The following is a 25562-nucleotide window of genomic DNA, read 5'->3' as shown; positions in this document are numbered from 1 at the left end:
CGTTCAATATTTTCAGAACTCTGATAACATTGAAACTCATTAAACTGAGGAGTACCACAGCCTAAATTAACTGTCAATAAAAGAATAATACTTTTTTTAAAAAAGTATTACTTTGCCATTGATTTTGAAAATAGCGGGTGTTAGAATCATCCGGATCAAGTTCAGCATCTGAGTATAAGGAGTGGCTAATGCCGTCGATGAAATACATTATCGATTACGGAATCATAGGTGTACTTGTTCTCATGAGCATTCTCGCTGTGGCAGTTTACATTGAGCGTCTGAGAACTTTCAGAAAGATCGTACCCGCTGATTATAAAACTGTTCAGGCTTATGAAGCTGTCCTCACAAAAAGGATGTACATCGTTGCAACTGTTGGCAGCAACGCACCTTATGTCGGTCTGCTCGGCACAGTATTGGGTATTATGCATACTTTTTATGCAATAGGCGCAAAAGGCACAACAGATGTGAACATGATTATGACCGGTCTGGCGCTTTCACTGAAGGCCACAGCAGCAGGGCTTGTAACCGCTATCCCTGCAATTATTCTGTACAACATTCTCAACAGAAGAGCGAATGAATTAATACTGTTGAAAGAGGCTGAAAATGAGGGAGAAACCGTTTGACTCTATAAATGTCGTTCCGTTTATAGACATTATGCTTGTTTTACTTACGATTGTGCTTGCAACAGCGACTTTTATGACAACAGGTATGATCAAAGTTGACCTGCCGAAAGTCAGTTCCGCCGCCGCACATACAGAGCCGGTTCTGATCACTCTTACAGATAGCGGAAAGTATTATATCAAAGACAAGCCTGTTACGCTTGAGGACCTGTCTGACCTGCTGGTCACTCTTGACAAAAATACCCTTGTTAGCGTTGCCGCTGACAAAAATGCGACAATACAGCCATTTGCGTCTCTTATGTCTCTGCTGAACAAGAACAACTTTCAACGTGTCAGCCTTTCCACAGAGATACACGAGTAAAATGTTCAGGTCTCTGGCTGAATCAGCAATTATACATCTACTTATGTTTGCAACTCTGCTCTGGTTTTTACCTCTTATGGGTAACAAGGAAGTGCCTGCGAAAAATGAAATTATAACGCTTTCAACTTTCATAGTTCAAAAGCCAAAGCCTGCAAAGAAAGAGCAAACGACTGTTAAAACAATTGAAAAATCAAAAACGCTGCCGGACAAGGCTCCTGCTTATGTAAAGAAGAAACCAAAGCCTCTCCCCTTACAAAAAAAGGCGAAAACTGTAAAACCTCAGCCAATACCAACGCCCGTACCAAAGCCGAAAGTTCCAGCCAGAAGAGAAATGCAGCCAACAGTTTCAGCCCCAGCAACCGCACCTATGCCGACGAGCCGGAATGAAGATGTGATTACACCTATGCATAAAAATGTTCCTGTCAAAACAAGCCCCTCGCAACAGGAGTATGAAGAGCAGGCGAGGAAAGCGTACATCATGCAGAATCAGAAGCAGATATTTTTATCAATAAAAAAGGTTCTTCAATACCCTCTTTATGCCCGCAGAAAGGGGTGGACAGGCAGGGTCATCGTCTCTTTCCTTATAGAACGGGAGGGGAGTGTCCGCAACGTGAATGTTCAGCAGTCAAGCGGCTATGACCTGCTCGATGAAAAAGCAGTTAAAGCTGTACGGGATGCCGCTCCATTCCCATCAGGTGACCAGCCGATCAGACTGGTTCTGCCCGTGTCGTTTAATCTTAACTAGCTCTGCACAACCTTACAACTCAATAGAAAAATAGGTCTTTTATACCCCAGAGCGGAATGCTTGCTCTTGCCGGCATAGTCGTTAATGACAGCCTGGTGATGTTGACACGCTTCAACGACCTGCTTGCAGGTGCAGTGTACAAAATGCATTGTCCGAAGCAGGTTCAAGCAGATTCAGAGTTATCCTTCTGACAACTGCAACCACTGTGTGCGGACTTATCCCTATGATGCTTTCAACATCCGAGCAGACACAATACCCTACGGCTGTGTCGCTAGCTTTTGGTGAGCTTTTCGCCACTGTAATAATCCTTTTCCTGATATCTGTGCTGATGGGAATTGTTTATGATATTAAGTACATCTTCGGTCAGTTATGCAAATTTACTGCACAATAAAAACAGAACCCCGGCAACCTTTAGGTTCTGTTTTCTAATTGCTGGCATAGTATCCTCTTTCCCAAATCTTTAAACAAAAACCCCCGCCCTATTCCTCATAAACAAGGATATCTCCTGGCTGGCAGTGAAGATGCCTGCATATAGCCTCAATAGTGGACACTCTTATAGCTTTAGCCTTTCCGGTTTTAAGGATAGATAGATTTTGCTCAGTTATCCCTATCAGCCCGGCGAGCTCAACAGATTTCATTTTTCGTTCTGCAAGTAAAACGTCTAATTTAATAATAATAGGCATTACAACTCCAGAAATTAAACTGTGAATTTATTTTCTTCTGCCAGAATCCGCCCCTCATCCACAACCCATGAGATAACCCAGATCACACATGCTATAAGGAGAGTGAGCATCTCACTGCTGCTCACTCCGACTGTTAACACCCTGCTCCCCGGAGGATTACCTATAGAAAAGATCACACTTGTGGCAGATTCATATACAATAGATGAAAATATCCATAATATAAAAGCTTTTGCCAGTCTTTTGAAAAACAATGAATGATCTGATGTAAAAACCATCCCTTCTCTGTATAAGCCAAACAAACGCCTTATATAATAAAAACCATACATAAGAACCCCCATAGGCAGCAAACTGACACCAAAGCCGATTAGCTGCAATGACGGAGAAAGTTTGTTCTGTATGATATTTTCCGGTGTCATATTAACATTTATAAAGCTTGTTGGCAGGTCATTTATCCGCCACCAAAAAATAATATAGAAAATTGGTATCAAAAAAAGTATCGCAGTAAGTATTTTATAAAATACTTCACTCACTTTTTTTATCTTTGCGATATTTCCCATAATTACACCTCTTAGATTATTCATATTTGCATCATAATAGATTTTTCTCAAAATTCAATAATTTTTTATCGAATTTCAATAATAAATCTATACTGATTAAATGACTTAAACGAAATCTGTTCTGTCACAAAAACTTATCGAACTCTATGAAAATATCTGGCAAGGATTCCGGTATGTGGTATCTGCTATGAGGTATAGAATATAATGTATTTTTAAGAATGACTTACATAAAGATTGGAAAATACAGTTAGCCTGGAAAAAATAAACCCATAGATACATTGTTAAAAGACTTATTCTGAAACGGAGAGTCCCCGATATTATCACTAATACCGGGGACTGAATTATTTTAAGTTATCTGCCTGAACATGCTTATTAGTTTTCAATATCTGAACCTAATGCTCAGGAGAATAGCTCTGAAAACCTTAGTATGTTTCGATGAAAAGCTCGAAGTGCTCTTGTTTGTGTGCGCAGACAGGGCAGACTGTCGGAGCTTCTATACCGGAATGAACATGTCCGCAGACGAGACATTTCCATTGAACAACTTCATTCTTTTTGAAGATCAGCCCATCTTTCATATTCTGAGCAAGTTTAAGATATCTAGCTTCGTGGTGAGCTTCTATCGCAGCAATTTTGTTAAAAAGAGCTTCTATATGTGGGAAACCTTCCTCAGCAGCTATCTTAGCAAAGTTGGGATAAAGAATTTCCCACTCTTCATGTTCGCCGTCAGCAGCATATTTAAGGTTGTCCAGAGTGCTTGAAAAGGCAACCGGATAGTCGGCGTTGATGTTTACCATAAGAGGCATCTCATCAACCCCGTCGCAGGCATACTGAAAAAAACGTTTTGCATGCATTCTTTCGTTGATAGATGTTTCCAGGAAAATGTTCTGTATCTGTTTGAATCCTTCTTTGCCAGCAACTCCTGCATAATAATCGTATCTGTTACGCGCCTGAGATTCACCAGCGAATGATTTCATAAGGTTTTCTAATGTTGCAGTTCCTTTAAGACTTTTAGCCATTGTAATAGCCTCCTTGTGTTAATTATTAAAACATACTAGCACAAGTTGAAATTCTCTGCAATTTATAAGGCAGTTTTTCTTGTAATAATTTTTATCAAAAGAATTATATGCTTTTTTCTCCTGAAAGCACAATACCATTTGTTCTTTTGCTGTCGCTTTTATTAATTTTGACATACTCCTCCAGAGCTTTTGCCTGAGAAATTTTTCTTATTTTATATATGTCCGTGATGTTGCTGATGAGTGTATCAACCAGTGATTTGTCTAATTTATTTGCATGGGCAAGCTCTTCCATAACCGTTTGTGCTTCCGTAACAGACATCCCTGTACGGTAAGGACGTTCTTCTATAAGAGCTGAGAAGACATCTGCAACAGCAAGAATCTTCGCACCTTTTGAAATAGATTTCCCTGTCAGTCCAAAAGGATATCCGGAACCATCCAGCCTTTCATGATGAAAAGATGCCCACTCAGTGACTTTTTCAAAGCCTTTGATCTCGGAAAGAATCCTGAAAGTGTGGTAACTGTGGGATCTCATTACAGCGTATTCAGCTTCACTAAGCTTACCCTCTTTTTCGAGGATTTCCGGCTGTATTGCAATCTTACCCAGATCATGAAAATATCCTGCTATTTTCAACAGCTTACAGTCTTCGTCACCGAAACCTTCCAGCCTGCCGAGGGCATAAGCAACCGCAGCAACTCCGGAAGAGTGCGAAGCAGTATAAGGACTTCTGAAATCTATGATATAGGAGATAATTTTCGAGAACTGTGATAGTTCGTCAAGAGACAGTTCCTGCCGCTCTTCCCCAAACTCTTTATCTATAAGTGTTCTGAAATTTATATCATCTAAAGCAAGCCATGAATAATCATTCTCAAAAGCACGAAGAAAAGCGTCAACCGCGTCAGGAGCAAACATACTCCCTGATTGGGATCTGACTATTTCAATAAGGTTGTGTTTCTGAGTTAATACGTGTTTCTCTTTATCAATCAGGGTCTCGATGGTATCAGCAAGATGGACTATATGTCCCTCAAAAGGAACTATTTCATTATGCGCAACGTGCCCTCTGCCGCCGTTCCACTGGTGATGATGATATTTAATGATATTTGCGACTTTTGACAGGGGTTTAAAATCCTTTAACAGCAGATAACCTATCTCAGCATGTTCTTCAACATTTTCGTCTATAACATTATGCAGAAAACAGGTAACCTCCTGATCGGATAAAGTACCTATGTCATGCATAGCTGCGGCAACGATAAGATCATAACCTCTGACATCCCCTATATGCATCTCCTGCCCTATCATATGAGAGATGTAGGCAACCCTCTGATGATGTCTGGTAACATTATCGTTTACAAGATCCACTGTGCTGGAAATTGCGTTTACGATACTTCGTAGATTAATTCCGGTCTTAACATCGGACATATAAGCCTCTTAAAATCAAATGCAGCATGTATTTGATTTTGACTATCATTATCATGACATTATGTCAATATGTTTTATAAGATTTGCCACTGAAAAAGTGAACAATAATAGGCTTCTGTATGCATAGTATAGGAACTATACATATCTTTGAAAAAGAAAAAGACCGCTTGCTCAGGGCGGTCTTTTTACTAAGGGGGTTCTATGAAAAGTTTACTACTTGGATTATCCCTGATATGTTCAGGGTGTTTTTGTTATATTACTTGCCGTGATGCCAGACAAATCCCCAATAGGCAGCGATTGCCAAAACACATGCGGTTCCTAAAGCTATTGCGTACATAATGCACCTCATAAACAAATTATTGCTCTCTTGTATTTATTGAAACAATATACCTCTAAAATAATAAAACAAGCGTTATTTTTGTTTCATTAATGCAGTATTAACACCAGTTTACAGCACTATGTTTTATTTCTATAACTTTCTAAAAACCATAGCTATTCAGAAAACAAATAGTACCGCACTATATATATCTAAAAACTATAGATTTGTCATAATAATCTTGTTTATAAGTAGTTTAAATTGTTTGAAAAGCAAATCGCAGTACAGTATCGCTAAACAGGTATATACAAAACATTTATAAAAACGAGTACAATTGTTTAAAATACCAACATTTACAGTGTAAAAAAAAATTTGCGGAAGGACGCAAACGTCCAACCGCAAACATAATCTCTTATCTATCAAGGCATTGAGAGCCAGTCTTATTCAAAAATGTTTTATATAAAGACCTACTCCGGTTTCACACCTGAGTCGATGATTATATAAATATCCATAGGCATTACCCCTGCGGATGCACCTACATCTTTCAGAGTGTCTGCCCCTTCCGCCTTAATATCATAATGGTTCAGCCTCTCAATGGCCTCCTCAAGTGTTAAACCAAGGCTTTCAGCGACATCAGCAACATTCTTTTTCCCCATACCGGATCCTGTCATAGATTCATACTTTGACATATCCACGCCATTCTGAACACCGTCATACATCTGAATAGGCTCATCTTCCGCCCCTTCTTTTCTGGTTGGTTTCAGAATTTCATAGATATGAGCAGGATCAGTATTATTATACTCTGCCACTGTTTTCAAATTCTGTTCCATGGTAAACCTTATTTTTGCATTCTGCAATACCTCAACAGCCTGGTTCTCATCAAATTTCATTCGTTTTATAAAGGCAGACAGAGTTGTGAGTTCTGCATGAGGATACGGAGGATTGCCTAAGGATTCTTCATAACCTTCTTTCACACTATCAAGGGAATTAACAACAGTACCGAAAGGCGGGGTCAAGGTCAGAGTACCGACGATAAAAACCACTGAAAGCAATAAGCCGAAAACAGTTTCTCTCGTAAACACTACCACTTTGCCTGCACGGTTTTTCATATAGCTGAATAAGGGTTTCCAGTTCAGCCATATGTGCAGAACCATAACAGCAATAAACAGCATAGACATGGTTGTATGTGTCTGATTATACATGGTTTTATCCATACCAAAAATGCTCCAGTCAGCCCAGTATGCTATACGCCCCGGTGGCGTAATGTACATCACTACCCCGCTGAACGTCAGATAAATAAAAGAAAACAGTGCCGTCATAGAAACAGCTTTACGCAAAATACTCCTGCTCATGTGTTACACCCCATATTCATTATTTAACAGTTGCAAGAACTGTATAATATTACCATATAGCACCATGCAATGTCGGTGCCAAATAGCATATGCTCATAAGTATCTATTAATCATGAAAAAGAAATTAAAGCTATTGTGCTGATTTTGCACAGATGTGAAAATTCTGCACAATACTGTTTTCAAATCTGATTTTGTATTATATAACTTCATAATGAAAAACATATTATTCGACCTTGACGGAACACTCACAGATCCTCATGAAGGGATTATCAAATCAATAAAGTACGCTCTGGACAAATTAAATGCGCCAATACCGTCTCACAATAAGCTTAAAAAATACATCGGTCCACCTCTTTGGGAAAGTTTTAAAGAGATGCTTAATACCGACAGCGACGCAGAAGCCAACAAAGGCGTTATGCTCTATCGTGAGAGATTTTCCACAAAAGGGCTCTTTGAAAATCAGCCCTATGATGGTATCGACACTGCTCTCAGCTACCTTAATAACAAGGGATATGCTCTTTACATATGCACTTCCAAACCACAGGTATTTGCAAAACAGATTGCCGAATATTTCGGGTTCGATCATTACTTCAAAGGGATATACGGGAGCAATCTCGACGGAAGCCTTGTGGACAAATCACACCTTATAAGCCACATCCTCCAAAAAGAAAATCTGTTGTCTGTTAACTCTTCTATGATAGGTGACAGACGCTATGACATACAGGGTGCCTGCAATAACAAAGTCACTCCTTACGGTGTTTCATACGGTTTTGGAAGCCCTGATGAGCTTAAAGACGCAGTTCGGATATTCAATACTCCCGTCGAGATTACTGAACATTTCTAAACTAATGGTAAAAATGCCAAATCAACTTTTACTATAACTCCTTTATGTGTGATATAATACATCATCGGAGGATTTGTATGAAAAAAACTATTATTGCAGTGCTAATAGCGCTGATTTCTCTCCCAGCAACAGCGGAACAGATCGGATCAATCTACGCCGGTCCTGTTCTTGGCTACCACTTTTTTGATGATGACCAAAGGCTTGACGACAAAGCTGAAATAGGTGCCAGGCTCGGATACTTCTTCATGGAAGACCACTCTGTAGAGGCAGAAGTGGATTACACCAACACAGACCACGACAAAGAAGGCTCACAGGGAGCAACTTCAGTGTCGCTGTCAGGTCTGAAATTTTTCAATGTCACAAGTAATTTCCAGCCTTTTATATTCTTAGGGGTCGGGGGGCTCTTTCAGGATGACAACATGGCATCACTTGTGGGCGGTCTCGGTGCAAAATACGATATCAACGACTTTGTGAGCTTTGATTTCAGAGTCAAAGACATGTATCATTCAACAGGCAGAAACGACATAATCCCTTCTATCGGTCTGAACTACTACTTCGGTAAAGCTCCTAAGCCTATGGCTCCGAAAGCTGAACCGGCAAAAACTGTAGTAAAAGAAGAACTGGCAGAAGCTAAAGTACAAAAGAAAGAGGCTGCGGCTGTGGTTAAAAAAGATAGTGATGGTGACGGGGTGTTTGACGATGAAGACCAATGCCCGGACACACCTGACGGATATCCTGTCAATGCCATGGGCTGCACTCCAGACACTGACGGTGATGGCGTATACGACTTTGAGGACAGATGCCCGAACACTATAAAAGGCGTAAAAGTCAATTCTGCCGGATGTTTCACCGCACGTACACTGGATGTCAGGTTTAAAACCAACAGCTCAGAAATTGATGAATCATATGTGGATGACATAATCCTCTTTGTTAAATTCATGAAAGACAGCCCCGCTATAAATATAGAAATTCAGGGGCATGCCGACAGCAGAGGTACTGATGACTATAATATGGTGCTCTCTGAAAAGCGTGCAAAATCTGTCGCTAAAATGCTGACAGAAAAATACGGTATTGCCGAAAACAGAATCTCCGTAATAGGCTACGGAGAAACAAAACCAATTGCTCCAAACGACTCACCTGAAAACATGCGTAAAAACCGCAGAATTGACACTGTAATCAGATAATAAAAAAGGGGTGCCTTAAACAAGCACCCCACTTTTATTTTGATTGTGCAGACACCTTAGTCAACAGGTGAAAGCTTCTCGTTTATAAAGTCAAAGAGATCCCATCTGATAGTATTAATATTTCCCATATAGGTCATCTCTTCGTCACCAGAAAGATAGAGGACCTCCTCTTTTGAAAGTCTTGTTTTTTCAAATTCGTTTTTGAAAGTGAGTTCTCTGTCCGTCCAGCGCTCAAATGTGCTGAAACTTAGAAGTACAAAGTGTTCCGCTTTAAAAACGAACCGAGAAAGTACAACAAACTTGTCTTTCTGGAGTCCCCTGTCGTATATTTTAAAAATATCACCGACACCGTATTCCTGTTGTTCGATCATCTCCCGATTCACCTCACGATATTGAAACACGCACCTGTGTTTTGTTATATCATTGCATCATTGGTGCATTCCCGCAAGGGAATTTTGAATATTCAGTAAGATTTCATTTGTTTTTAACACTCACGAAACCTCTTTTATAACGGGGGTTTACAGCAATAATGAATTAGCGCTCAACCATAACTCAAAGCCCACATCCTATATATAGAGGAAATATACTCTTAAAATATAAAAAACATTTCAGAAGAAATATTTTTCACATAATACACTTAGCTATTTAAGGCTAAAGTCTATATATCTTCTGACTTCTTTATGCAGTCCTACTCTGTTTTTAAAAATAACTTTATTTAACTCAAAAAACCTATCCATTTCATTAAAGTCAACTATGTCCATATAGTCCCCGGTTACCTTATCTTTAACCCGTACAACTTTCGTCACGTCATTCTCTTTTATCTTTCTGCCTTGAATCTTTTTCTTGTCTTTATAAACATAGACTTCGCAGTTTTCAGGTTCACAATGAAGGTCAACTTCCTGCCATGTCATATCTTCAGAGACAAGCATCCACCGATGTTCCATCTTTCACCTTTCCTTTTTATATAAATCTAAATTGCTATAAATATTATTGTTTACATACTGTTTCTTATCGATTCTTTATTCAACATAATAGAAATTAATGTTTTTCACAGTAGCAAATTAGTTTATAATTATACAGTATAAATTCACAATGAGGCCAAACCATGAAAAAGCTGTCAATAATCGCAATAACCTTATTAGCGGTCTTGGCTTTCACTATATATAGCATTTTTTTGAAACCCCATAACAGGAAATATAAGATCGCTGTTCTGAATTACAGTCCTGCTGCTGAATGTGCATTAAAAGGGCTTCGTAAGGGTCTTGAAAAACAGGGATACATCGAAGGGGGCAATCTGACTATTATATACCACGGATGCATAAGTGACAAAAAACAACTCCCAAAGGAAGCGGCAGAGCTGGCAGCTCTGAACCCTGACCTGATATACTCCATATCCACACCTGCAACACTCGCAGCTAAAGAAGTTGGAATAAAAACAGGCATACCTATAGTTTTCGGCCCCGTAAATTCTCCACTGGAGTCTGGAATAGTCACAAGCCTCAAACATCCTGACGAAAATATCACAGGGGTGACATTCGGACCGCAGGAACCGCGTAGACTAGAGATGCTCACCCGTTTTGTTCCAGAGATCAAAAGAATTCTGGTTCCCTACAACCCTAATGACAAAAGCCCGGTCATAAGTCTTAAAAAGATTCAACTGGTCGCCGAAACTCTCGGACTGGAGATTATTCCTATCGTCCTCACATATGAAGGCAACTTCAGCAAACAGCTTACGAATGCACCACTTGACATCGATGCTGTCTTTTCGCCCACTGACTCCATGCAGGTTTCTTACGCTAAGGCTATAGCAAATTTTGCAATACAAAGAAAACTACCTTACACCTGCCCGCAAAAAGAAGGGGTTAAAGCTGGTGCACTGTTTTCATATGGCTTCAGTCTGGAAAATGTCGGTGTTCAAGCGTCAAGGATAGTTCATATGATTTTAAGCGGCACTCCTGCCGTGGAGATTCCTGTTGAGCTTTCAGAATTCACACTCTCCATAAACATAGCAACAGCAGAGCAGATAGGGCTGACTATACCAGACTATTTAAGCAGTAATGCTTTTATTATAAGGCAGTAAACCATGTTTAAAACTCTCAGAGCTAAGGTAGTCGGGTCTTTCATCCTGCTGGTGATAATACCTATTCTAATCGGAGCTACCGTAATACTCACACAAATAAAAAACACTGAGATGAATCAGCTTAACATCATTCATACCCAAATGACAAAAAGAGTAGCATCTGAATTTGAAAACTACGTGAACAATAACATGTCACAATTAAAACACCTGACAGACCTCCATAATATGCCCTTCAACACCCCGGCAAACCTGAAAGACAAGCTCACCGCTCAGATTATGTTCAATAACAATTTCGATCAGCTTATCTTTATTGATGCCGAAGGAAACGAAATTGCTCACGTACACAGGTTTAAAATCTTACCCATACATCAGGATAAGAAATATGCAAAAGAGATGGAATATCTTTATCCCAAACTTAATAAAAGTATGTACTTCGGTGATGTCAGCTTTGCTCCTGAGACAGGCGAACCTATTGCTGATATATCGTTTGACGTAAGAGACCTGGTCAGTAAAGAGTTCAAAGGAGTTATGATAACATCTCTCCGCCTGAAACCCATATGGAATCTGCTTGCGAATATCAGTGTCCAGCCAGGTCAGCAAATATATATTCTGGACTCCGACGGACGGCTGGTCGCACACCCTAACCCCTCTATGGTGTTAAGAAATACTATATATAAGGTATCTGACGAAACTATCACAAAAGGGATCACCGGAGACCTTGCCTATATATGTTACACAAAGATCGACTTGGGAAATCAGCTGTTCACCATAGTTTCTGAACATAAAATCACCGAGGCATTCAAACTGCTGAACTACATTGCCTTCATCATATTCCTTGTTGTGGCATCAACTATTGCTATGTGCATCCTACTAATGACATACAACATTAAATGCATTGTTAACCCTATAAAACACCTCGCCGCAGTGGCAAAAGAGATAGAAGGCGGTAACTTGAACAAAACCGTAGATATAATATCTCATGACGAAATAGGCGAAATGTCAGAAGCATTTAATAGAATGACTAAAAAACTGAAAGACAATAATATGCAATTGCAGGAATTCAATATAGGGCTGCAAAAGAAAATCTCTACTGAAATACAGAAAACAAGGAAAATGGAACAACTGCTGTTTGAACAGAAGAAGTTCGCCGACATGGGACAGATGATAAACGCCATCGCTCATCAGTGGCGGCAGCCCCTCAACAACATAGGTCTTATTCAGCAATATTTACATGAGGGCTTTCACAGCAAAAAAATGACTGTGGAGGAGTTCGATTCATACTCACAATCACTAATAAGCATTGTTCAGAACATGTCAGCGACAATAGACGACTTCAGAACTTTCTTCTCAGCAAATAAGCAAAAAGACAGGTTCAATGTTGTCCATGCACTCAAAGACTTTTTAAAACTGACAAGTGCACAGCTGGACAGCAGCAACATCAAATACAGCATAGAATGCAAAGCCTGCGACAACAGGCACATATATGATGTGAACAGTATGGATCTGATATGTAAAAATACGGAAATTGAAATTCTCGGACACTCAGGAGAATTCAAACAGGTTCTTCAGAATATTATATCTAACGCAAGAGACGCATTCATGGACCATGAAACACCAAGCCCTGCCATTACTATTATTCTGGATGTGACCAAAACCAGTGTCATTCTTACATTCAGAGATAATGCCGGGGGCATACCGGAAGATGTTCTGCCTAAAATATTTGACCCCTATTTCACAACGAAAGACGAAGGGAAAGGGACAGGTATAGGACTCTACATCTCTAAAGTAATAGTAGATGACCACTTCGGCGGCAGACTAAGGGCGGAAAACATAAATGGAGGAGCAGAATTCATACTAACTCTGCCCAAAGCACCGGCGAAATTTGAAATATGATCAGAGCTTTTTGTTATCACGCTCTTTGATCAGCTCTCTGTGTTTCCACGCAAAAGCAGATATGTCCTGAAGAAGATCAAGATCATAAAGCCCCTCGAACTGCTCCGGCATCTTATTCCCCATAACAACATCAAAAAGATCATTATCGAAGATCTTCTCAAGAAGGACATTAAGCCTCACAAGCTCCTCTTCACCATAACTTTCCGGAAGAAAATTAGTAACGTATTCTCTGAGGAATATCTCGTTTTCGAGCATCGCACGCCTTGCAGCCTGAAATATCGCCTTCTTTTTCAGCATTTCAATTTTATCCATAGCATATCTCCATACAATTAATATTTACACACTTTCAGGTTCAACTGTCACCGAAGAAAATCTGTGGTATATCACAAACCCCGGGGGAGTATTTTTAGGTTTTTTCACATGTTTCTTCTGGGTATAATCTACTGTAACTTTCAGATCATCCTTCGCCTTGCTCAGCCCGGCAACTATCGCCGCACATTTTTCAATCTCCACATCTGTCACTATTCCGTCTTTGCGGAAAACAAGGTGAGCTGACGGTATCTTCTGGGCATGAAACCACCAGTCAGACGGATTCGCAAACTGAAACACGAGCCTGTGGTTACTCACGGAATTTCTTCCAATGTAGGCAGTGCCTTCGCCTATCTCTATTTTATCAAACTGTTTCTGGTTAATCTGACGCTTCTGTTGTTTCGGAGCTTTCCTCTTCATCTCGAGGGCGAGTTCACGCAGTTCGTCATCATCAGCGGAAATCTCTATGAAATAGAGCTGTTCCAGTGCAGAGTCTATGTTATTGTCGATCTCTTCTATACGTGCCTTAAGAATAGGCACAGAACGTTTAAGTTTATCAGACCTCTTATAAAGTTTTTCAACTTCTCTGTTAACATCAAACGCTTCCGGTATTTCGTACAATATCTTATTTACACCATTTTCTGTGTATTCGTCCAGCTCAACCGAGCCTCTTACATTTTTTAATTTATATATATTACTTTTTAGAAGTTCTGCGGATGATAACAGCTTGTCATATTGTTCAGCCTGAACAAGTTCCTTTTCCAGCTTAGCTTTCAGAGTTATATATTTTTCTCCCTGCTTTTCGAAATAACGCATCAGCTTCTTTCTAATACTGATATCCCTCTTCGCTTCCTGCTTAACATCTGTCAGGGTAAAGATATCATCAAACCTGACCTCCTGCCCGCCGGTAAAAGGTTTAAAAGGTATGAGCTTGCCTGCTTCGTCCAGATAGAAGATATCATCATCAATGGATTCTTTTATAAAAACAGCGGTTTCGTCAAATGAGTAGTTGTTCTCCATATATTTTATGGCATGTTTGACTGTAACAGGGTAAAAGCCAAGCAGGTCTGCAAAGTTGTCAGTATCATATCTATCCAGATTCCGACTTTTGTTGCTCTTCGGCATCTGATACTGTTTGCCTATACCTATTTCACGGTCGGCGTCAGGATTATTCTTACAAAAAGTCCATATAACCATACCGTCTTCGTTTACCAGCATGGCATTAGACATCTTACCTATCAGCTCAAAAACAAGCCTGTGCGACTCTATCTTTCCGCTTGGGCGGCGTTTTTTAATATCAAGATAAAACACGCGGTCATACCTGCGACATCCAATGCTAACTATCTGCCCGCCGTTAAGCCTGTCTAGACTTTTGTCTGCAACCCCTTCATGGGAAAAGACAGTATGAACAGAAGGTTTCCCTCCTGTGATCTGCACCATGACAGAAGCACGATCATCAGAATAAACCCCTACGCAGAGGCTGTCTTCCGTGACAGTAACCTTCGTAACTTTATTCCCCTCATATCTATTTTTCAGAATATTAACTGCTTTTGTGATGCTGAGTCCGTCCAAAATATCTCCTCCATTCTTTGCAGAAGTGCATTATACTACATAAGTCGGGTGAAAATAAATCACCTATTTGCTTTTCGATGACATGAAGTGCATCTTCGTAAAGTTTTTGAGTGAAACACGCTCAACCCTCTTGATTTTTTCGTCCGGATGTATATTATTAAAATCGTATAAATCATACGAATTAATCATTAAATCAAAATAACTATAACTATTTGCCTTTTAAGGAGGACTAACTATGGCACAGGAAAAGATGCAGTTCAAAACGGAAGTGAACAAACTTCTGGAGCTGATGATTCACTCACTATACTCTCACAAGGAAATTTTCCTCAGAGAGCTGATATCAAACGGGTCTGACGCCATCGACAAACTCAGATTCGAAGCTATCAAGAATGACGCCCTCACAGAGGGGGACGCAAACTACAAAATTAAGCTGACAGCAGACAAAGAAGCCGGCACCCTCACAATATCAGACAACGGCATCGGTATGACAAAAGATGAGGCTGTAAACTCACTCGGAACTATAGCTCACTCCGGCACAAAAGAATTCATGAAACTGCTCGAAAGTAAAGAGGTCAAAGACAACCCGGAGCTCATCGGTCAGTTCGGTGTGGGGTTTTACTCTGCGTTCATGGTTGCGGACAAAGTCACTGTTACATCCCGTAAAGCAGGCGAGGACAAATCTGTCGGGATCAAATGGGAATCCAACGCCGACGGTTCTTTCACCATTGAACAATGCGAAAAAGAGACAAAAGGTACGGACGTTGTTCTGTATATGAAAGAGGAAGATAAAAACTATCTGGACGAATGGGAAATAAAAGAAGTTGTCAAGAAATATTCCGATTATATAAGCTACCCGGTTGTGATGGACACAACAAAAAAAGTTGAAGATAAAGACGTCACCGAAGAGGAAACTCTTAACTCTATGAAGGCTATCTGGCTGAAAGATAAATCAGATGTAACTCAGGAAGAGTATAACGAGTTCTACAAACACATCACACACGACTTCGGTGACCCTCTTAAAACTATACACTACAGAGCCGAGGGGACAACAGAGTTCAATGTTCTGGTTTACCTGCCTAAAAAGGCTCCGATGAACATCCTCTACCCTGAGTATAAATCAGGTCCTGCACTTTATGTCCGCAGGGTTCAGATCATGGAAAACTGCGAAGACCTCGTACCTGTATGGCTCAGGTTCGTAAAAGGTATAGTTGACTCATCGGATCTTCCGCTGAACGTCTCACGTGAGCTGCTGCAAAAAAATAAGATGATGGATATCATCCGTAAAAATATAACTAAAAAAGTTCTGGAAACCATAAAAGACATGAAACAGAACGAGTACGAAACATACGTCGGTTTTTTTGAAGAGTTCGGCAGGGTAATCAAAGAAGGGATCCACTTCGATTTCGCCAGAAAAGAGGAGATAGCCGACCTTCTGCTTGTTCAGTCCACATCAACAGAAAGCGGTAAATACACAACTCTCGCTGACTATGTATCCAGAATGAAGACCGAACAGAACGAAATATACTACATCACAGGTAAAAACAGAAAAGAGCTTGAAAACAGCCCTTACCTCGAAGCTCTGAAAGAGAAAGACTACGAAGTCCTCTTTATGACAGACGAAATAGACGACATTATCATCTCAAGCCTGATGAAATATAAGGACAAAAACTTCAAGTCCATCCTGAAAGGCGACATCAATCTCCAGACAGAGGAAGAGAAGAAAGAGAGCAAAGAAAACTTCGGTAAGCTCACAGACAAGATAAAAGACATCCTCGGGGATAAAGTCAGTGAAGTCCGCCTCAGTGCCAGGCTGAAAAACTCTCCGTGTGTACTTGTTTCCGGTGACGGAGACATAGACATGCAGATGGAAATGATGCTGAAAGCTATGGGGCAGGCAGTGCCGCCGAGACAGAAAATTCTCGAGCTCAACCCGACACACGCTCTAGTCACAGCACTTAACACCGAGTTTGATAAAGATGCTGAAAGCCAAAAAGTTGCAGACATAGGGGAGCTTCTCTATAATCAGGCACTTATACTGGAAGGGAGCATGCCGGAAGACACCAACCGCTTCACACAGCTTCTGACAAAGGTTATGACTGAAAACGTTAAGTAACATATATTTAAAGGGACAGATAGCATAAAGAAGGAAGTCATCGCGAACCCTCTTTAGAGGGTTCGCGATCTTTCAGCATTATCTGCTACAACAGAAATGTCACTGCGAGGGTCTATCCCGAAGCAGTCTTATATGTTATTAAGCCTGATGCTGGTTAGTAATTAGACATCGTTGTAAGATTGCTTCACATACATTCGCAATGACAGAGAGGGAGATTGTTTCGCCCGTGGTTCGCAATAATATTTTTGTATGCGTTAGATATTTTGAGGGATGCTCCAGATATGACGCTGCCCATTTTCTTTACTCCTTTTAAAATATCATCGACTCGTTTATAATTACTCAAAACCCTCAGGAGATACCATGGACTGGACTAAACTTTTGTCTTCAAATGATTTCTTTAATGAAAACAAACGAAGCGACATAGACCTGAGCAGATCGCCGTTCCAAAGGGATTTTGACAGAATAATATTTTCTGAAAATTTCAGAAGGCTGGACAAAAAAACTCAGGTTCACCCGCTCAAAGACAATGACCATGTCCACTCAAGGCTCCCGCACAGTCTGGAGGTCTCATGCGTTGGCAGATCCCTCGGTTCCGAAGTAGGTAAAAGACTTGTAAACGATTACAAAATGAATCCATTTGGAGATATTCACGACTCTGTTGTACCCATACTTACAGGGCAGATCGTTCAGTCGGCATGCCTTGCGCACGACATAGGCAACCCTCCCTTCGGACACGCAGGGGAAGAACTTATTCAAGAGTGGTTCAGGAAATATTTTATCGCAAACGGTAATGAAAACCTTGAAGAAACAGAGAAAGACGACCTGATGAATTTCGAAGGGAACGCACAGGCATTCAGGGTTTTAACTAAGCTTGCCATGAGCAGAAACAAAGGTGGCATTCAGGCAACCAGCGCAGTTGTCGGCAGCATGCTGAAATACCCTTGGGCTTTCTCTAAAACACTTACGAAAAGTAAATTCTGTGCCTTCACCAGCGAAATACCAGAGCTTAAAACACTGGCGGAAACATGCGGTTTAAAATCATCGGATAAAACACCAAACTCGTACAGCAGACACCCTTTTGCATTTCTGTCTGAAGCAGCAGACGACATCTGTTATAACCTTATGGATCTGGAAGATGCTTACGAACTTCATATATTAAATTTCAATGAAGTTACTGACGTGTTCCTCGGCTTCTTCCAAAACCGGAAGAATTTTGATGCAGACAAATACCTTTCACCCAAGAGCAAACAGTCGATTTCTCATCTGCGTGCCATGGCTGTCTCTGAATGTGTCAACGCTGTTGTGGAAGAATTCTTTGACAAATACAGTGAAATCCTCAGAGGCGACCTCCCCCACAGTCACAATCTTATAGAAAACTGCAACCCCAAAATAGCGGATACTATGAAAGAGGCAAAAAGGCTTTCTCACGATAAAGTTTTCACCACAGACCGCAAAACTCTTCTGGAAATTTCTGCAAACACTACACTATCAACCTTGCTGGATCACTTCTGCGGCGCGGCATACGAAGTTATAAACAACAAAAAACCATCAGGCAACTCAACCCGCCTTCTGAAGCTTATGGGGGAAAATTCACCGTCATCTTCCGACTCTCTTTACTCTGCTTATCAGAAAGTTACGGACTATATCTCCGGAATGACAGACAACTATGCAGTGAAAATAGCTAAACATCTTAACGGAATTGTCGACTAGCTTTATTTCACATTATCCAAATAATAATTATTTAGTTTTGTAACTTTTATCATAAAAATCACACTCAAAATTCGAACATAGACCTATAAGTTTCATAACACGCACAATCTAAACTTAATCCAGCCCAAAAATTATTTATGGAGGATTAAGCCATGCGTAACTTCACTATGAAAATTTTCATGACGGCACTGCTTGTTGCAGTCTTCGCTGTCAGCTCATTTGCTCAGGTTCCAAAGTATGTATTCTATTTCATCGGTGACGGTCTTGGATCATCACAAAGACAGGTTGCCGAATACTACATGCAGCAAAAAACCGGAAATAAAGCATACAAACTGCATATGGACAAAATGCCTGCGGTTGGCATCAACACCACGTATTCCGCAGATACGTTAGTAACAGACTCAGCAGCGGCAGGAACAGCCCTCGCCACAGGATACAAAACAAATAACGGTATGATATCCATGCTCCCTGATGGGACAAAAGTTGATTCTCTCATGGAAATCGCAGAAAGCAAAGGCTGGGTGACAGGCATAGTCACAACAACAAGGCTCACACATGCCACTCCTGCTGTTTTTGCATCCCACAACATATCCCGTGACAACGAAAATGAAATCGCAGCCGAAATGACACAAAGCGGTGCAGAATATATAGCAGGCGGCGGTTACAGACACTTCGTACCAAAAGACGGCAGCCTCAAATCAAAACGTAAAGATGACAAAGACCTCGTAAAAGAGCTGGCTCAGATGGGCTACAAAACTTTCGTAGGCGAGAAGAACGAACCGTCATACTTCCGCAACTATGTACCTGCCAAGGGTGACAAAGTTTTCGCAGCTTTCTCTTACAGCCACGCACCATATGAAGTTGACAGAATATATAAAGACATGAGCTCTACCCCTTCCATAGCTGAGATGACAGAGAAAGGGATTCAGGTTCTCGCAGGTCACGATAAACCTTTCTTTATGATGGTCGAAGGCGGACGTATTGACCACGCCTGCCATGCAAACGATGTTCTCGGGTCAATAATGGACACAGTTGCTTTTGACAAAGCGATAGGTGAGGCACTCGCTTTCTACAACCAGCACCCTGATGAGACACTTATCGTTGTTGTAGGCGACCACGAAACAGGCGGTCTCGGACTCGGCTTTGCTAAAAACTATTTCCTTAAAATTGAAAAACTCGACAAAGTAAGACGCTCCATCGATGACAGTATGGCAAAAGCATACACCGGTGATAAAGAGTCATTTGTGAAGTTTGTGGAACAGTATTACGGACTCGCCGACATGACGACAGACGAGCGTGTTAAGCTTCTGCTTGCTATGGAAGCTCAGGATAAAGGAGCAAACGAAGCATCGTCATATGGCGGTTACACACCAACACAGATAGCCGTTGCACACATTCTGTCTGAACGTGCAAATATCCAGTGGACAACCTTTGCACACACAGGTACACAGATCCCTATGTCTGCCGTAGGTGTTGGTGCAGAGCAGTTCGTAGGGTTCAAGGATAACACAGAGATAGCGCAGACCCTTGCTTCTCTGCTTAATTTCAGACTCGCCGATGTTAAAGTTGCTTCCAAGTAATTATTAAGAAAATTATACAGGGTACGCCTTTATGGTGTGCCCTTTATTTTTCATCAGGGTAATCATGAAAAGACTGACAGCATGGATCATAGTTTCTGCACTTATTGCGACATTTATAATTTTAACTCTATACAACCATCCTCTGAAAAAACAGGATGAAAATTTGCTTTATTCCAAAGGAGTTGTGACTAATGTTGATAACGACGACATCACCACAGTAGGCATATCCAGCATAGGCTTCCAGCTCGTTGATGTACTTTTAACAGAGGGCGATCATAAAGGCAAATCTGTTACAGCGAAAAATGATCTGCTGGGGCAGCTTGATGTTGACGAGGTTTATAGAAAAGGGGATAACATCGTACTTGTCATGCACGTTATGGACGACATAATACACGAATCAAAAACCCTCAACAGGAACAGGCAAGGGAACGAAAGTCTTCTTTTCGGAATATTTCTGGCTCTTCTGCTAATTTACGCAGGATTCACCGGACTAAAAGCGATGTTCTCTTTTGTGGCATCCCTGTTTATACTCTGGCGTTTTCTGATACCTGCGCTTTTGCGGGGGGAAGACCCGCTTCTATATACAATCATAACCCTGACTCTGCTAACCGTGGTAATAATATATTCGGTCGCTGGGTTTAACAGAAAGGCTCTGGCTGCTGTACTTGGGACACTCACGGGGCTAGCAATAGCCATATCGCTTACACTTATATTTGGTGAAAGGATGATGCTGTTCGGTCACACGGCACCTTTTGCAAGCACACTGCTCTTTTCAGGATATATCGGACTTGATATGCGGGGTATATTTTACGCAGCTGTTATTATCGGCGCATCCGGAGCCGCAATGGACATCGCTATGGACGTTTCTGCGGCAATGTATGAGGTTAAAGAGCAGAGCCCTGACATACCCGCAGGTCAGCTCATAAAATCAGGGCTGAATGTTGGCAGGACAGTTGTGGGAACGATGACTACAACACTGCTTCTCGCCTATTCCGGAGGTTACCTGACAATGCTGATGCTTTTTGTTGCTAAAAATTCATCTTTCATACGCATATTGAATATGAAGATGGTTGCAGCAGAGATATTCCGTACACTGGTGGGCAGCATCGGGCTTGTGATGGTTGCACCTGTCACGGCAGTTATCGCCGGCTGGCTCTTCACTACAGTATTTGCGAAAAGTAGTAAAAAACAAGGGTAAAAAACAATCCCCCTGCTCCGTCATTACAAACGTATGTGAAGCAATCTTACAACGATGTCTGATTACTAAACAGTATCAGGCTCAATAAAATAAGACTGCTTCGGGATTAACCCTCGCAGTGACGTTTATATACAGAAATGTCATTGCGAACGTATGTGAAGCAATCTTACAACGATGTCTGATTACTAAATAGTATCAGACTCAATAAAATAAGACTGCTTCGAGATTAACCCTCGCAGTGACGTATATGTGTGCTTTATTTCCCGTTCCGTCATTGCGAACGAACGTGAAGCAATCTTACAACGATGTCTGATTACTAAACAGTATCAGACTCAATAAAATAAGACTGCTTCGGGACAAACCCTCGCAGTGACGTTATACGTTATACGTTATTTTTATATCCCCAAATATGCCTTTTTAACTTCTTCATTCACCAAAAGATTCTGTGCTGAGTCTTCCAGAGTTATGCGTCCGTTTTCCATAACATAACCTCTGTTTGCGACTTTCAGTGCAAGGTTGGCGTTCTGCTCCACAAGAAATATTGTAGTCTTATCCTCTTTGTTGATCAGCCTGATTATGTCAAAAATCTGACGTACGATGATGGGCGCAAGCCCAAGTGACGGCTCATCCAGAAGCAGAAGTTTAGGCTTTGCCATTAGTGCTCTGGATATTGCAAGCATCTGCTGTTCACCGCCGGAAAGTGTCCCCCCCTGCTGATTACGCCTCTCATGAAGCCTTGGAAAAAGCTCAAAAACATGCTTAAGGTCTTTCTTAATCCCTGCCTTATCCTTACGAAGAAACGCACCGAGGTCAAGGTTTTCCATAACAGTCAGATAAGGGAAGATGTGCCTCCCTTCCGGAACATGTGAAAGTCCCATCTTAACAATATCATCTGGTTTCTTATCACTGATAACTTCACCGTTGAAAGAGATCGTACCCCTTTTAGGAGTCACAATTCCGCTGATAGACATCAGAGTTGTTGTTTTACCTGCACCGTTAGCACCGATCAGAGTGATTATCTCACCCTCTTTAACACTGATTGATACATCATGCAGAGCCTGTATATTACCGTAATATGTATCTATATTATTTATTTCAAGCATCCATATCCTCCCCGAGATAAGCCTTAATAACTTCAGGATTATTTCTTATCTCAATGGGTGTCCCCTCAGCGATTTTCTGTCCGTGATCCATAACGTAAATCCGTTCAGAGAGGTTCATAACAAGTTTCATGTCGTGTTCTATGAGCAGGATTGAAATCTTTTCCTGATCGCGTATCTGACGAATAAGATTGGTCAGTTCGACTGTTTCAAATGGGTTCATACCGGCAGCGGGTTCATCCAGAAGCAGAAGCGAAGGTTCTGTGGCGAGCGCACGAGCTATCTCAAGTTTTCTCTGGTCGCCATACGGCAGGTTGCACGCCATCTCATCACTGAACTTCTCAAGTCCCATCTTTTCAAGTATTTCATAGCTTTCGGTAGCTGCTTTCAGCTCTTCTGCTCTGGTTTTTTTATCGCGGAAAAGTGCACCGAGAACCTTTGCTTTCATACGGCAGTGCTTACCTATCATCACGTTTTCCAACACTGTCATATTAGGAAATAACCGTATATTCTGAAAGGTTCTGGCAAGACCTCTCTCTGTTACACGATTTGGTTTAAGACCGTTCAGCCTGGCTACTGCACCGGAATGCGTCAAAGCCTTGATGTCCCCCTTTGAAGGGTTATATATTCCGGTGATGCAGTTAAAAAAAGTGGTCTTCCCCGCACCATTGGGTCCGATGAGAGCCACAATCTCCTGTTTATCCACGTAAAGATCAACGGAGTCCACTGCACGCAGCCCACCGAAGTCCATTGTAAGTCCGTTAACGTTTAATATATGTTCCATATTTACTGCCCAAACCTTTCATCTTCTGCGTGAAACGAATATTTTCGCCGGAAGTTGCTCACAAGCCCCTGCGGACGGAAAACCATCATAACCACCATCGCACCGCCAAAAACGAGCATACGGTATTCAGAAAATGCTCTGAGGTATTCAGGCAGAAGTATCATAATCAGCGCACCAAGGATCACCCCCGGAATAGACCCCATTCCACCGAGAACTACAACAGAAAGTATGATTGCTGACTCAAGAAATGTGAAACTCGCAGGATTAATAAATGTAGTTTTCGCTGCAAATACAACCCCCATGAGCCCAGCCCAGGTAGCTCCCAAAGCAAAAGCCATCAGCTTTGTTCTGGTGCGTCCGACCCCCATAGCCTGGCAGGCAATTTCATCCTCTCGCAGGGCGAGCCATGCACGACCTATGCGGCTGTTTTGGAGTCTGTTTACAAAAAATATGGTAAACAGCGTAAATAGCACCATAAGAAAATATATAAAAATTGTTGACTGTTCCAAAGAAAAATCTATACCAAAAAATGAAGGTCTGTCGATATTGGCAATACCGCTTGGTCCCATTGAAAAATCATTCCAGTTTTCAAGAACAAGTCTGATGATTTCCCCAAAACCAAGGGTTACAATAGCGAGATAGTCACCACGGAGACGAAGCACAGGAAAACCAAGAAGCACACCAAATACCGCCCCCATAAGACCGCCCACAGGCAGCAGGAGCCAGAAGGATAAGCCGAAATAATGGTTCAGCAGAGCATATGTATAAGCACCAACTGCATAAAATGCTACGAAACCAAGATCGAGAAGTCCGGCAAGTCCCACAACGATGTTAAGACCAAGTCCCAGCACAACATACATCAACGCAACTGTTAAAATATTTATCTGATAAGCATCTGTTACAAATGGGAATATACAGAGGATAGCGAGAAGTGAGAAAACAACAATACGAAGGATCTTCGGATTTTCCATAACTGTCTGAGTGATGGTTTTTTTATCCTGAACATCCGACTTTCCGGCACGCTCCTTTCGCTCCAGAAGGTATCTCCAGAGCATAGAGACAAAAAAGACACCTACTCCCATGTAAAACATGTTTTTCCATCGCCACATCACGAGATTTTCTATAGTGTTGACTTTGATAACGATAATAGGAAAAGTCAGAAACATAAACCATATGGCGACTTTAAGTGATTTGATCATATAGCTCATATCACACCTTCTTCGTTTCTGATCTGCCGAGAAGTCCGGCAGGTCTGAATATGAGTATCAGAACGAGCAGTGCAAATGCAAAAACGTCTTCATAGTCACTGGAGATATATCCGGTTGCAAAGCTCTCTGTCCAGCCAAGTATCAGTGCACCGAGCACTGCACCGGGGATACTCCCGATACCGCCGAGAACAGCAGCCGTGAATGCCTTTATCCCAGCAATAAAGCCGATATAAAAGTTCACCTGCCCGATATGGTTCGCAATCAGCACACCACCAAGGGCAGCAAGAGCCGAACCGATTATAAAAGTCACAGAGATTACCCTGTCAACATTTATACCTATGAGAAGAGCCATGGTTTTATCCTGCGCTGTCGCACGCATAGCCTTGCCCATATTCGTAAACTTGATAAAGAAAGTCAGCAGCAGCATCACAATAATGGTTGTCGAAACGATTGCCAGTTCGGCTGAACTGAATATATGTGAAATCGGCTCCATAAACTCGAAGTCGGGGATAAGCTGTGGAAAAGGCAGAAAGTCTGATGTCTGAGCAAGAAGCACATAATTCTGTAAAAAAAGTGACATGCCTATTGCACTGATAAGCGGAGATAGTCTGGGCGCGTTACGAAGAGGCTTATAAGCTATCTTCTCTATCGTATACCCGTATGCGGACGAGTAAACAACCGCGGCAAGTGTTGCTATGATAAATATAGCTGCAACAGGCCAGCCGAGTATGGAAAAGACACTGGCAAATATCAGGGCTGTAAAAGCCCCTATCATGTATATTTCCCCGTGGGCAAAGTTTATGAGCTGGATAATACCGTAAACCATGGTATATCCCAAAGCTATAAGAGCATAAATGCTCCCTCTGGTCAGCCCGCCGAGGAAAAGTTCAAGGAAGTATTCCATATTATTTTATCCCGTA

The 25562-nt window shown here is 41.4% G+C and carries 25 protein-coding genes; 12 read left to right on the top strand and 13 right to left on the bottom strand.

Annotation, left to right across the window (positions count from 1 at the left end; all coding sequences use genetic code 11):
• Positions 1 to 188: 188 nt before the first annotated feature.
• The 4 genes from exbB (at position 189) to DACET_RS04595 (ending at position 2117) form a co-directional block, all read left to right on the top strand.
• The gene (gene exbB / locus DACET_RS04610) at positions 189 to 623 is read left to right on the top strand and encodes a TonB-system energizer ExbB (protein WP_013010226.1); all 435 of its coding nucleotides are present in this window, start codon (positions 189 to 191) and stop codon (positions 621 to 623) included.
• On the top strand, positions 604 to 981 hold the full coding sequence (locus DACET_RS04605; protein ID WP_013010225.1) for an ExbD/TolR family protein: 378 nt from the start codon (positions 604 to 606) through the stop codon (positions 979 to 981). The genes exbB and DACET_RS04605 overlap by 20 nt, the downstream gene beginning before the upstream one ends.
• A gap of 1 nt (position 982) precedes the next feature.
• Positions 983 to 1726, top strand: a complete 744-nt coding sequence (locus DACET_RS04600) for an energy transducer TonB family protein (RefSeq protein ID WP_013010224.1) — start codon at positions 983 to 985, stop codon at positions 1724 to 1726.
• 148 nt (positions 1727 to 1874) lie between these two features.
• Complete coding sequence (locus tag DACET_RS04595; protein WP_041229880.1) at positions 1875 to 2117, top strand: efflux RND transporter permease subunit; 243 nt, start codon at positions 1875 to 1877, stop codon at positions 2115 to 2117.
• Between the two features lie 88 nt (positions 2118 to 2205).
• On the opposite strand, the gene DACET_RS04590 is transcribed toward DACET_RS04595, so the two are convergent.
• The 5 genes from DACET_RS04590 to DACET_RS04570 all read right to left on the bottom strand — a co-directional run bounded on the left by DACET_RS04590 (position 2206) and on the right by DACET_RS04570 (position 7067).
• Positions 2206 to 2409, bottom strand: a complete 204-nt coding sequence (locus DACET_RS04590; RefSeq protein ID WP_013010223.1) for a helix-turn-helix domain-containing protein — start codon at positions 2407 to 2409, stop codon at positions 2206 to 2208.
• 14 nt (positions 2410 to 2423) lie between these two features.
• The gene (locus DACET_RS04585; RefSeq protein ID WP_013010222.1) at positions 2424 to 2966 is read right to left on the bottom strand and encodes a DUF2975 domain-containing protein; all 543 of its coding nucleotides are present in this window, start codon (positions 2964 to 2966) and stop codon (positions 2424 to 2426) included.
• 422 nt (positions 2967 to 3388) lie between these two features.
• Positions 3389 to 3982, bottom strand: coding sequence for a rubrerythrin (gene rbr / locus DACET_RS04580; protein ID WP_013010221.1), 594 nt, complete (start codon positions 3980 to 3982; stop codon positions 3389 to 3391).
• A gap of 103 nt (positions 3983 to 4085) precedes the next feature.
• Positions 4086 to 5399 carry an HD domain-containing phosphohydrolase gene (locus DACET_RS04575; protein WP_013010220.1) on the bottom strand — a complete coding sequence of 438 codons (1314 nt, stop codon included), beginning with the start codon at positions 5397 to 5399 and terminating at the stop codon, positions 4086 to 4088.
• Between the two features lie 783 nt (positions 5400 to 6182).
• The gene (locus tag DACET_RS04570) at positions 6183 to 7067 is read right to left on the bottom strand and encodes a DUF4405 domain-containing protein (RefSeq protein ID WP_013010219.1); all 885 of its coding nucleotides are present in this window, start codon (positions 7065 to 7067) and stop codon (positions 6183 to 6185) included.
• 211 nt (positions 7068 to 7278) lie between these two features.
• Between DACET_RS04570 and DACET_RS04565 the strand changes: the two genes are divergently transcribed.
• Positions 7279 to 7911, top strand: coding sequence for an HAD hydrolase-like protein (locus DACET_RS04565; RefSeq protein WP_041230145.1), 633 nt, complete (start codon positions 7279 to 7281; stop codon positions 7909 to 7911).
• A 77-nt stretch (positions 7912 to 7988) separates the two neighbouring features.
• Entirely contained in the window at positions 7989 to 9095 is a 1107-nt protein-coding gene (locus tag DACET_RS04560) for an OmpA family protein (protein WP_013010217.1), read from the top strand.
• Between the two features lie 56 nt (positions 9096 to 9151).
• On the opposite strand, the gene DACET_RS04555 is transcribed toward DACET_RS04560, so the two are convergent.
• On the bottom strand, positions 9152 to 9466 hold the full coding sequence (locus DACET_RS04555; RefSeq protein ID WP_013010216.1) for a hypothetical protein: 315 nt from the start codon (positions 9464 to 9466) through the stop codon (positions 9152 to 9154).
• A gap of 270 nt (positions 9467 to 9736) precedes the next feature.
• Positions 9737 to 10024 (bottom strand): hypothetical protein, encoded by a 288-nt coding sequence (locus DACET_RS04550; RefSeq protein WP_052293505.1) that lies wholly within the window; start codon positions 10022 to 10024, stop codon positions 9737 to 9739.
• A gap of 176 nt (positions 10025 to 10200) precedes the next feature.
• On the opposite strand from DACET_RS04550, the gene DACET_RS04545 reads away from it, so the two are divergent.
• On the top strand, positions 10201 to 11175 hold the full coding sequence (locus tag DACET_RS04545) for an ABC transporter substrate-binding protein (RefSeq protein ID WP_013010214.1): 975 nt from the start codon (positions 10201 to 10203) through the stop codon (positions 11173 to 11175).
• Between the two features lie 3 nt (positions 11176 to 11178).
• The gene (locus DACET_RS15405) at positions 11179 to 13068 is read left to right on the top strand and encodes a sensor histidine kinase (protein ID WP_013010213.1); all 1890 of its coding nucleotides are present in this window, start codon (positions 11179 to 11181) and stop codon (positions 13066 to 13068) included.
• On the opposite strand, the gene DACET_RS04535 is transcribed toward DACET_RS15405, so the two are convergent.
• Both DACET_RS04535 and DACET_RS04530 read right to left on the bottom strand, forming a co-directional pair.
• Entirely contained in the window at positions 13069 to 13380 is a 312-nt protein-coding gene (locus tag DACET_RS04535; protein WP_013010212.1) for a succinate dehydrogenase assembly factor 2, read from the bottom strand.
• Between the two features lie 24 nt (positions 13381 to 13404).
• Positions 13405 to 14949, bottom strand: a complete 1545-nt coding sequence (locus DACET_RS04530; RefSeq protein WP_013010211.1) for an NFACT RNA binding domain-containing protein — start codon at positions 14947 to 14949, stop codon at positions 13405 to 13407.
• A gap of 235 nt (positions 14950 to 15184) precedes the next feature.
• On the opposite strand from DACET_RS04530, the gene htpG reads away from it, so the two are divergent.
• From htpG to DACET_RS04510, 4 genes are all read left to right on the top strand, one after another.
• A complete protein-coding gene (gene htpG / locus DACET_RS04525; protein WP_013010210.1) occupies positions 15185 to 17062 on the top strand; it encodes a molecular chaperone HtpG in 1878 nt (625 codons plus the stop codon).
• Positions 17063 to 17422: 360 nt separating this feature from the next.
• Positions 17423 to 18772 carry a deoxyguanosinetriphosphate triphosphohydrolase gene (locus DACET_RS04520; RefSeq protein WP_013010209.1) on the top strand — a complete coding sequence of 450 codons (1350 nt, stop codon included), beginning with the start codon at positions 17423 to 17425 and terminating at the stop codon, positions 18770 to 18772.
• Between the two features lie 152 nt (positions 18773 to 18924).
• The gene (locus DACET_RS04515; RefSeq protein ID WP_013010208.1) at positions 18925 to 20352 is read left to right on the top strand and encodes an alkaline phosphatase; all 1428 of its coding nucleotides are present in this window, start codon (positions 18925 to 18927) and stop codon (positions 20350 to 20352) included.
• Positions 20353 to 20416: 64 nt separating this feature from the next.
• Positions 20417 to 21550: a YibE/F family protein gene (locus DACET_RS04510; RefSeq protein WP_013010207.1), complete on the top strand. Its 1134-nt coding sequence runs from the start codon at positions 20417 to 20419 to the stop codon at positions 21548 to 21550.
• A 395-nt stretch (positions 21551 to 21945) separates the two neighbouring features.
• Here the strand turns inward: DACET_RS04510 and DACET_RS04505 are convergent, their stop codons facing one another.
• The 4 genes from DACET_RS04505 to DACET_RS04490 are packed head-to-tail and all read right to left on the bottom strand — an operon-like array spanning position 21946 to position 25546.
• Positions 21946 to 22653: an ABC transporter ATP-binding protein gene (locus DACET_RS04505; protein ID WP_013010206.1), complete on the bottom strand. Its 708-nt coding sequence runs from the start codon at positions 22651 to 22653 to the stop codon at positions 21946 to 21948.
• A complete protein-coding gene (locus DACET_RS04500) occupies positions 22646 to 23434 on the bottom strand; it encodes an ABC transporter ATP-binding protein (RefSeq protein WP_013010205.1) in 789 nt (262 codons plus the stop codon). Before DACET_RS04500 ends, DACET_RS04505 begins: the two co-directional genes overlap by 8 nt.
• A gap of 2 nt (positions 23435 to 23436) precedes the next feature.
• A complete protein-coding gene (locus DACET_RS04495) occupies positions 23437 to 24642 on the bottom strand; it encodes an ABC transporter permease subunit (protein WP_013010204.1) in 1206 nt (401 codons plus the stop codon).
• A gap of 1 nt (position 24643) precedes the next feature.
• A complete protein-coding gene (locus tag DACET_RS04490; RefSeq protein ID WP_013010203.1) occupies positions 24644 to 25546 on the bottom strand; it encodes a branched-chain amino acid ABC transporter permease in 903 nt (300 codons plus the stop codon).
• Positions 25547 to 25562: the final 16 nt, after the last annotated feature.

It is taken from the genome of Denitrovibrio acetiphilus DSM 12809 (assembly GCF_000025725.1).
In the GTDB taxonomy this organism is placed as follows: domain Bacteria; phylum Chrysiogenota; class Deferribacteres; order Deferribacterales; family Geovibrionaceae; genus Denitrovibrio; species Denitrovibrio acetiphilus.
Note: the sequence above shows the minus strand (reverse complement) of the source record. Positions and strands in the feature narration are given on the sequence as shown.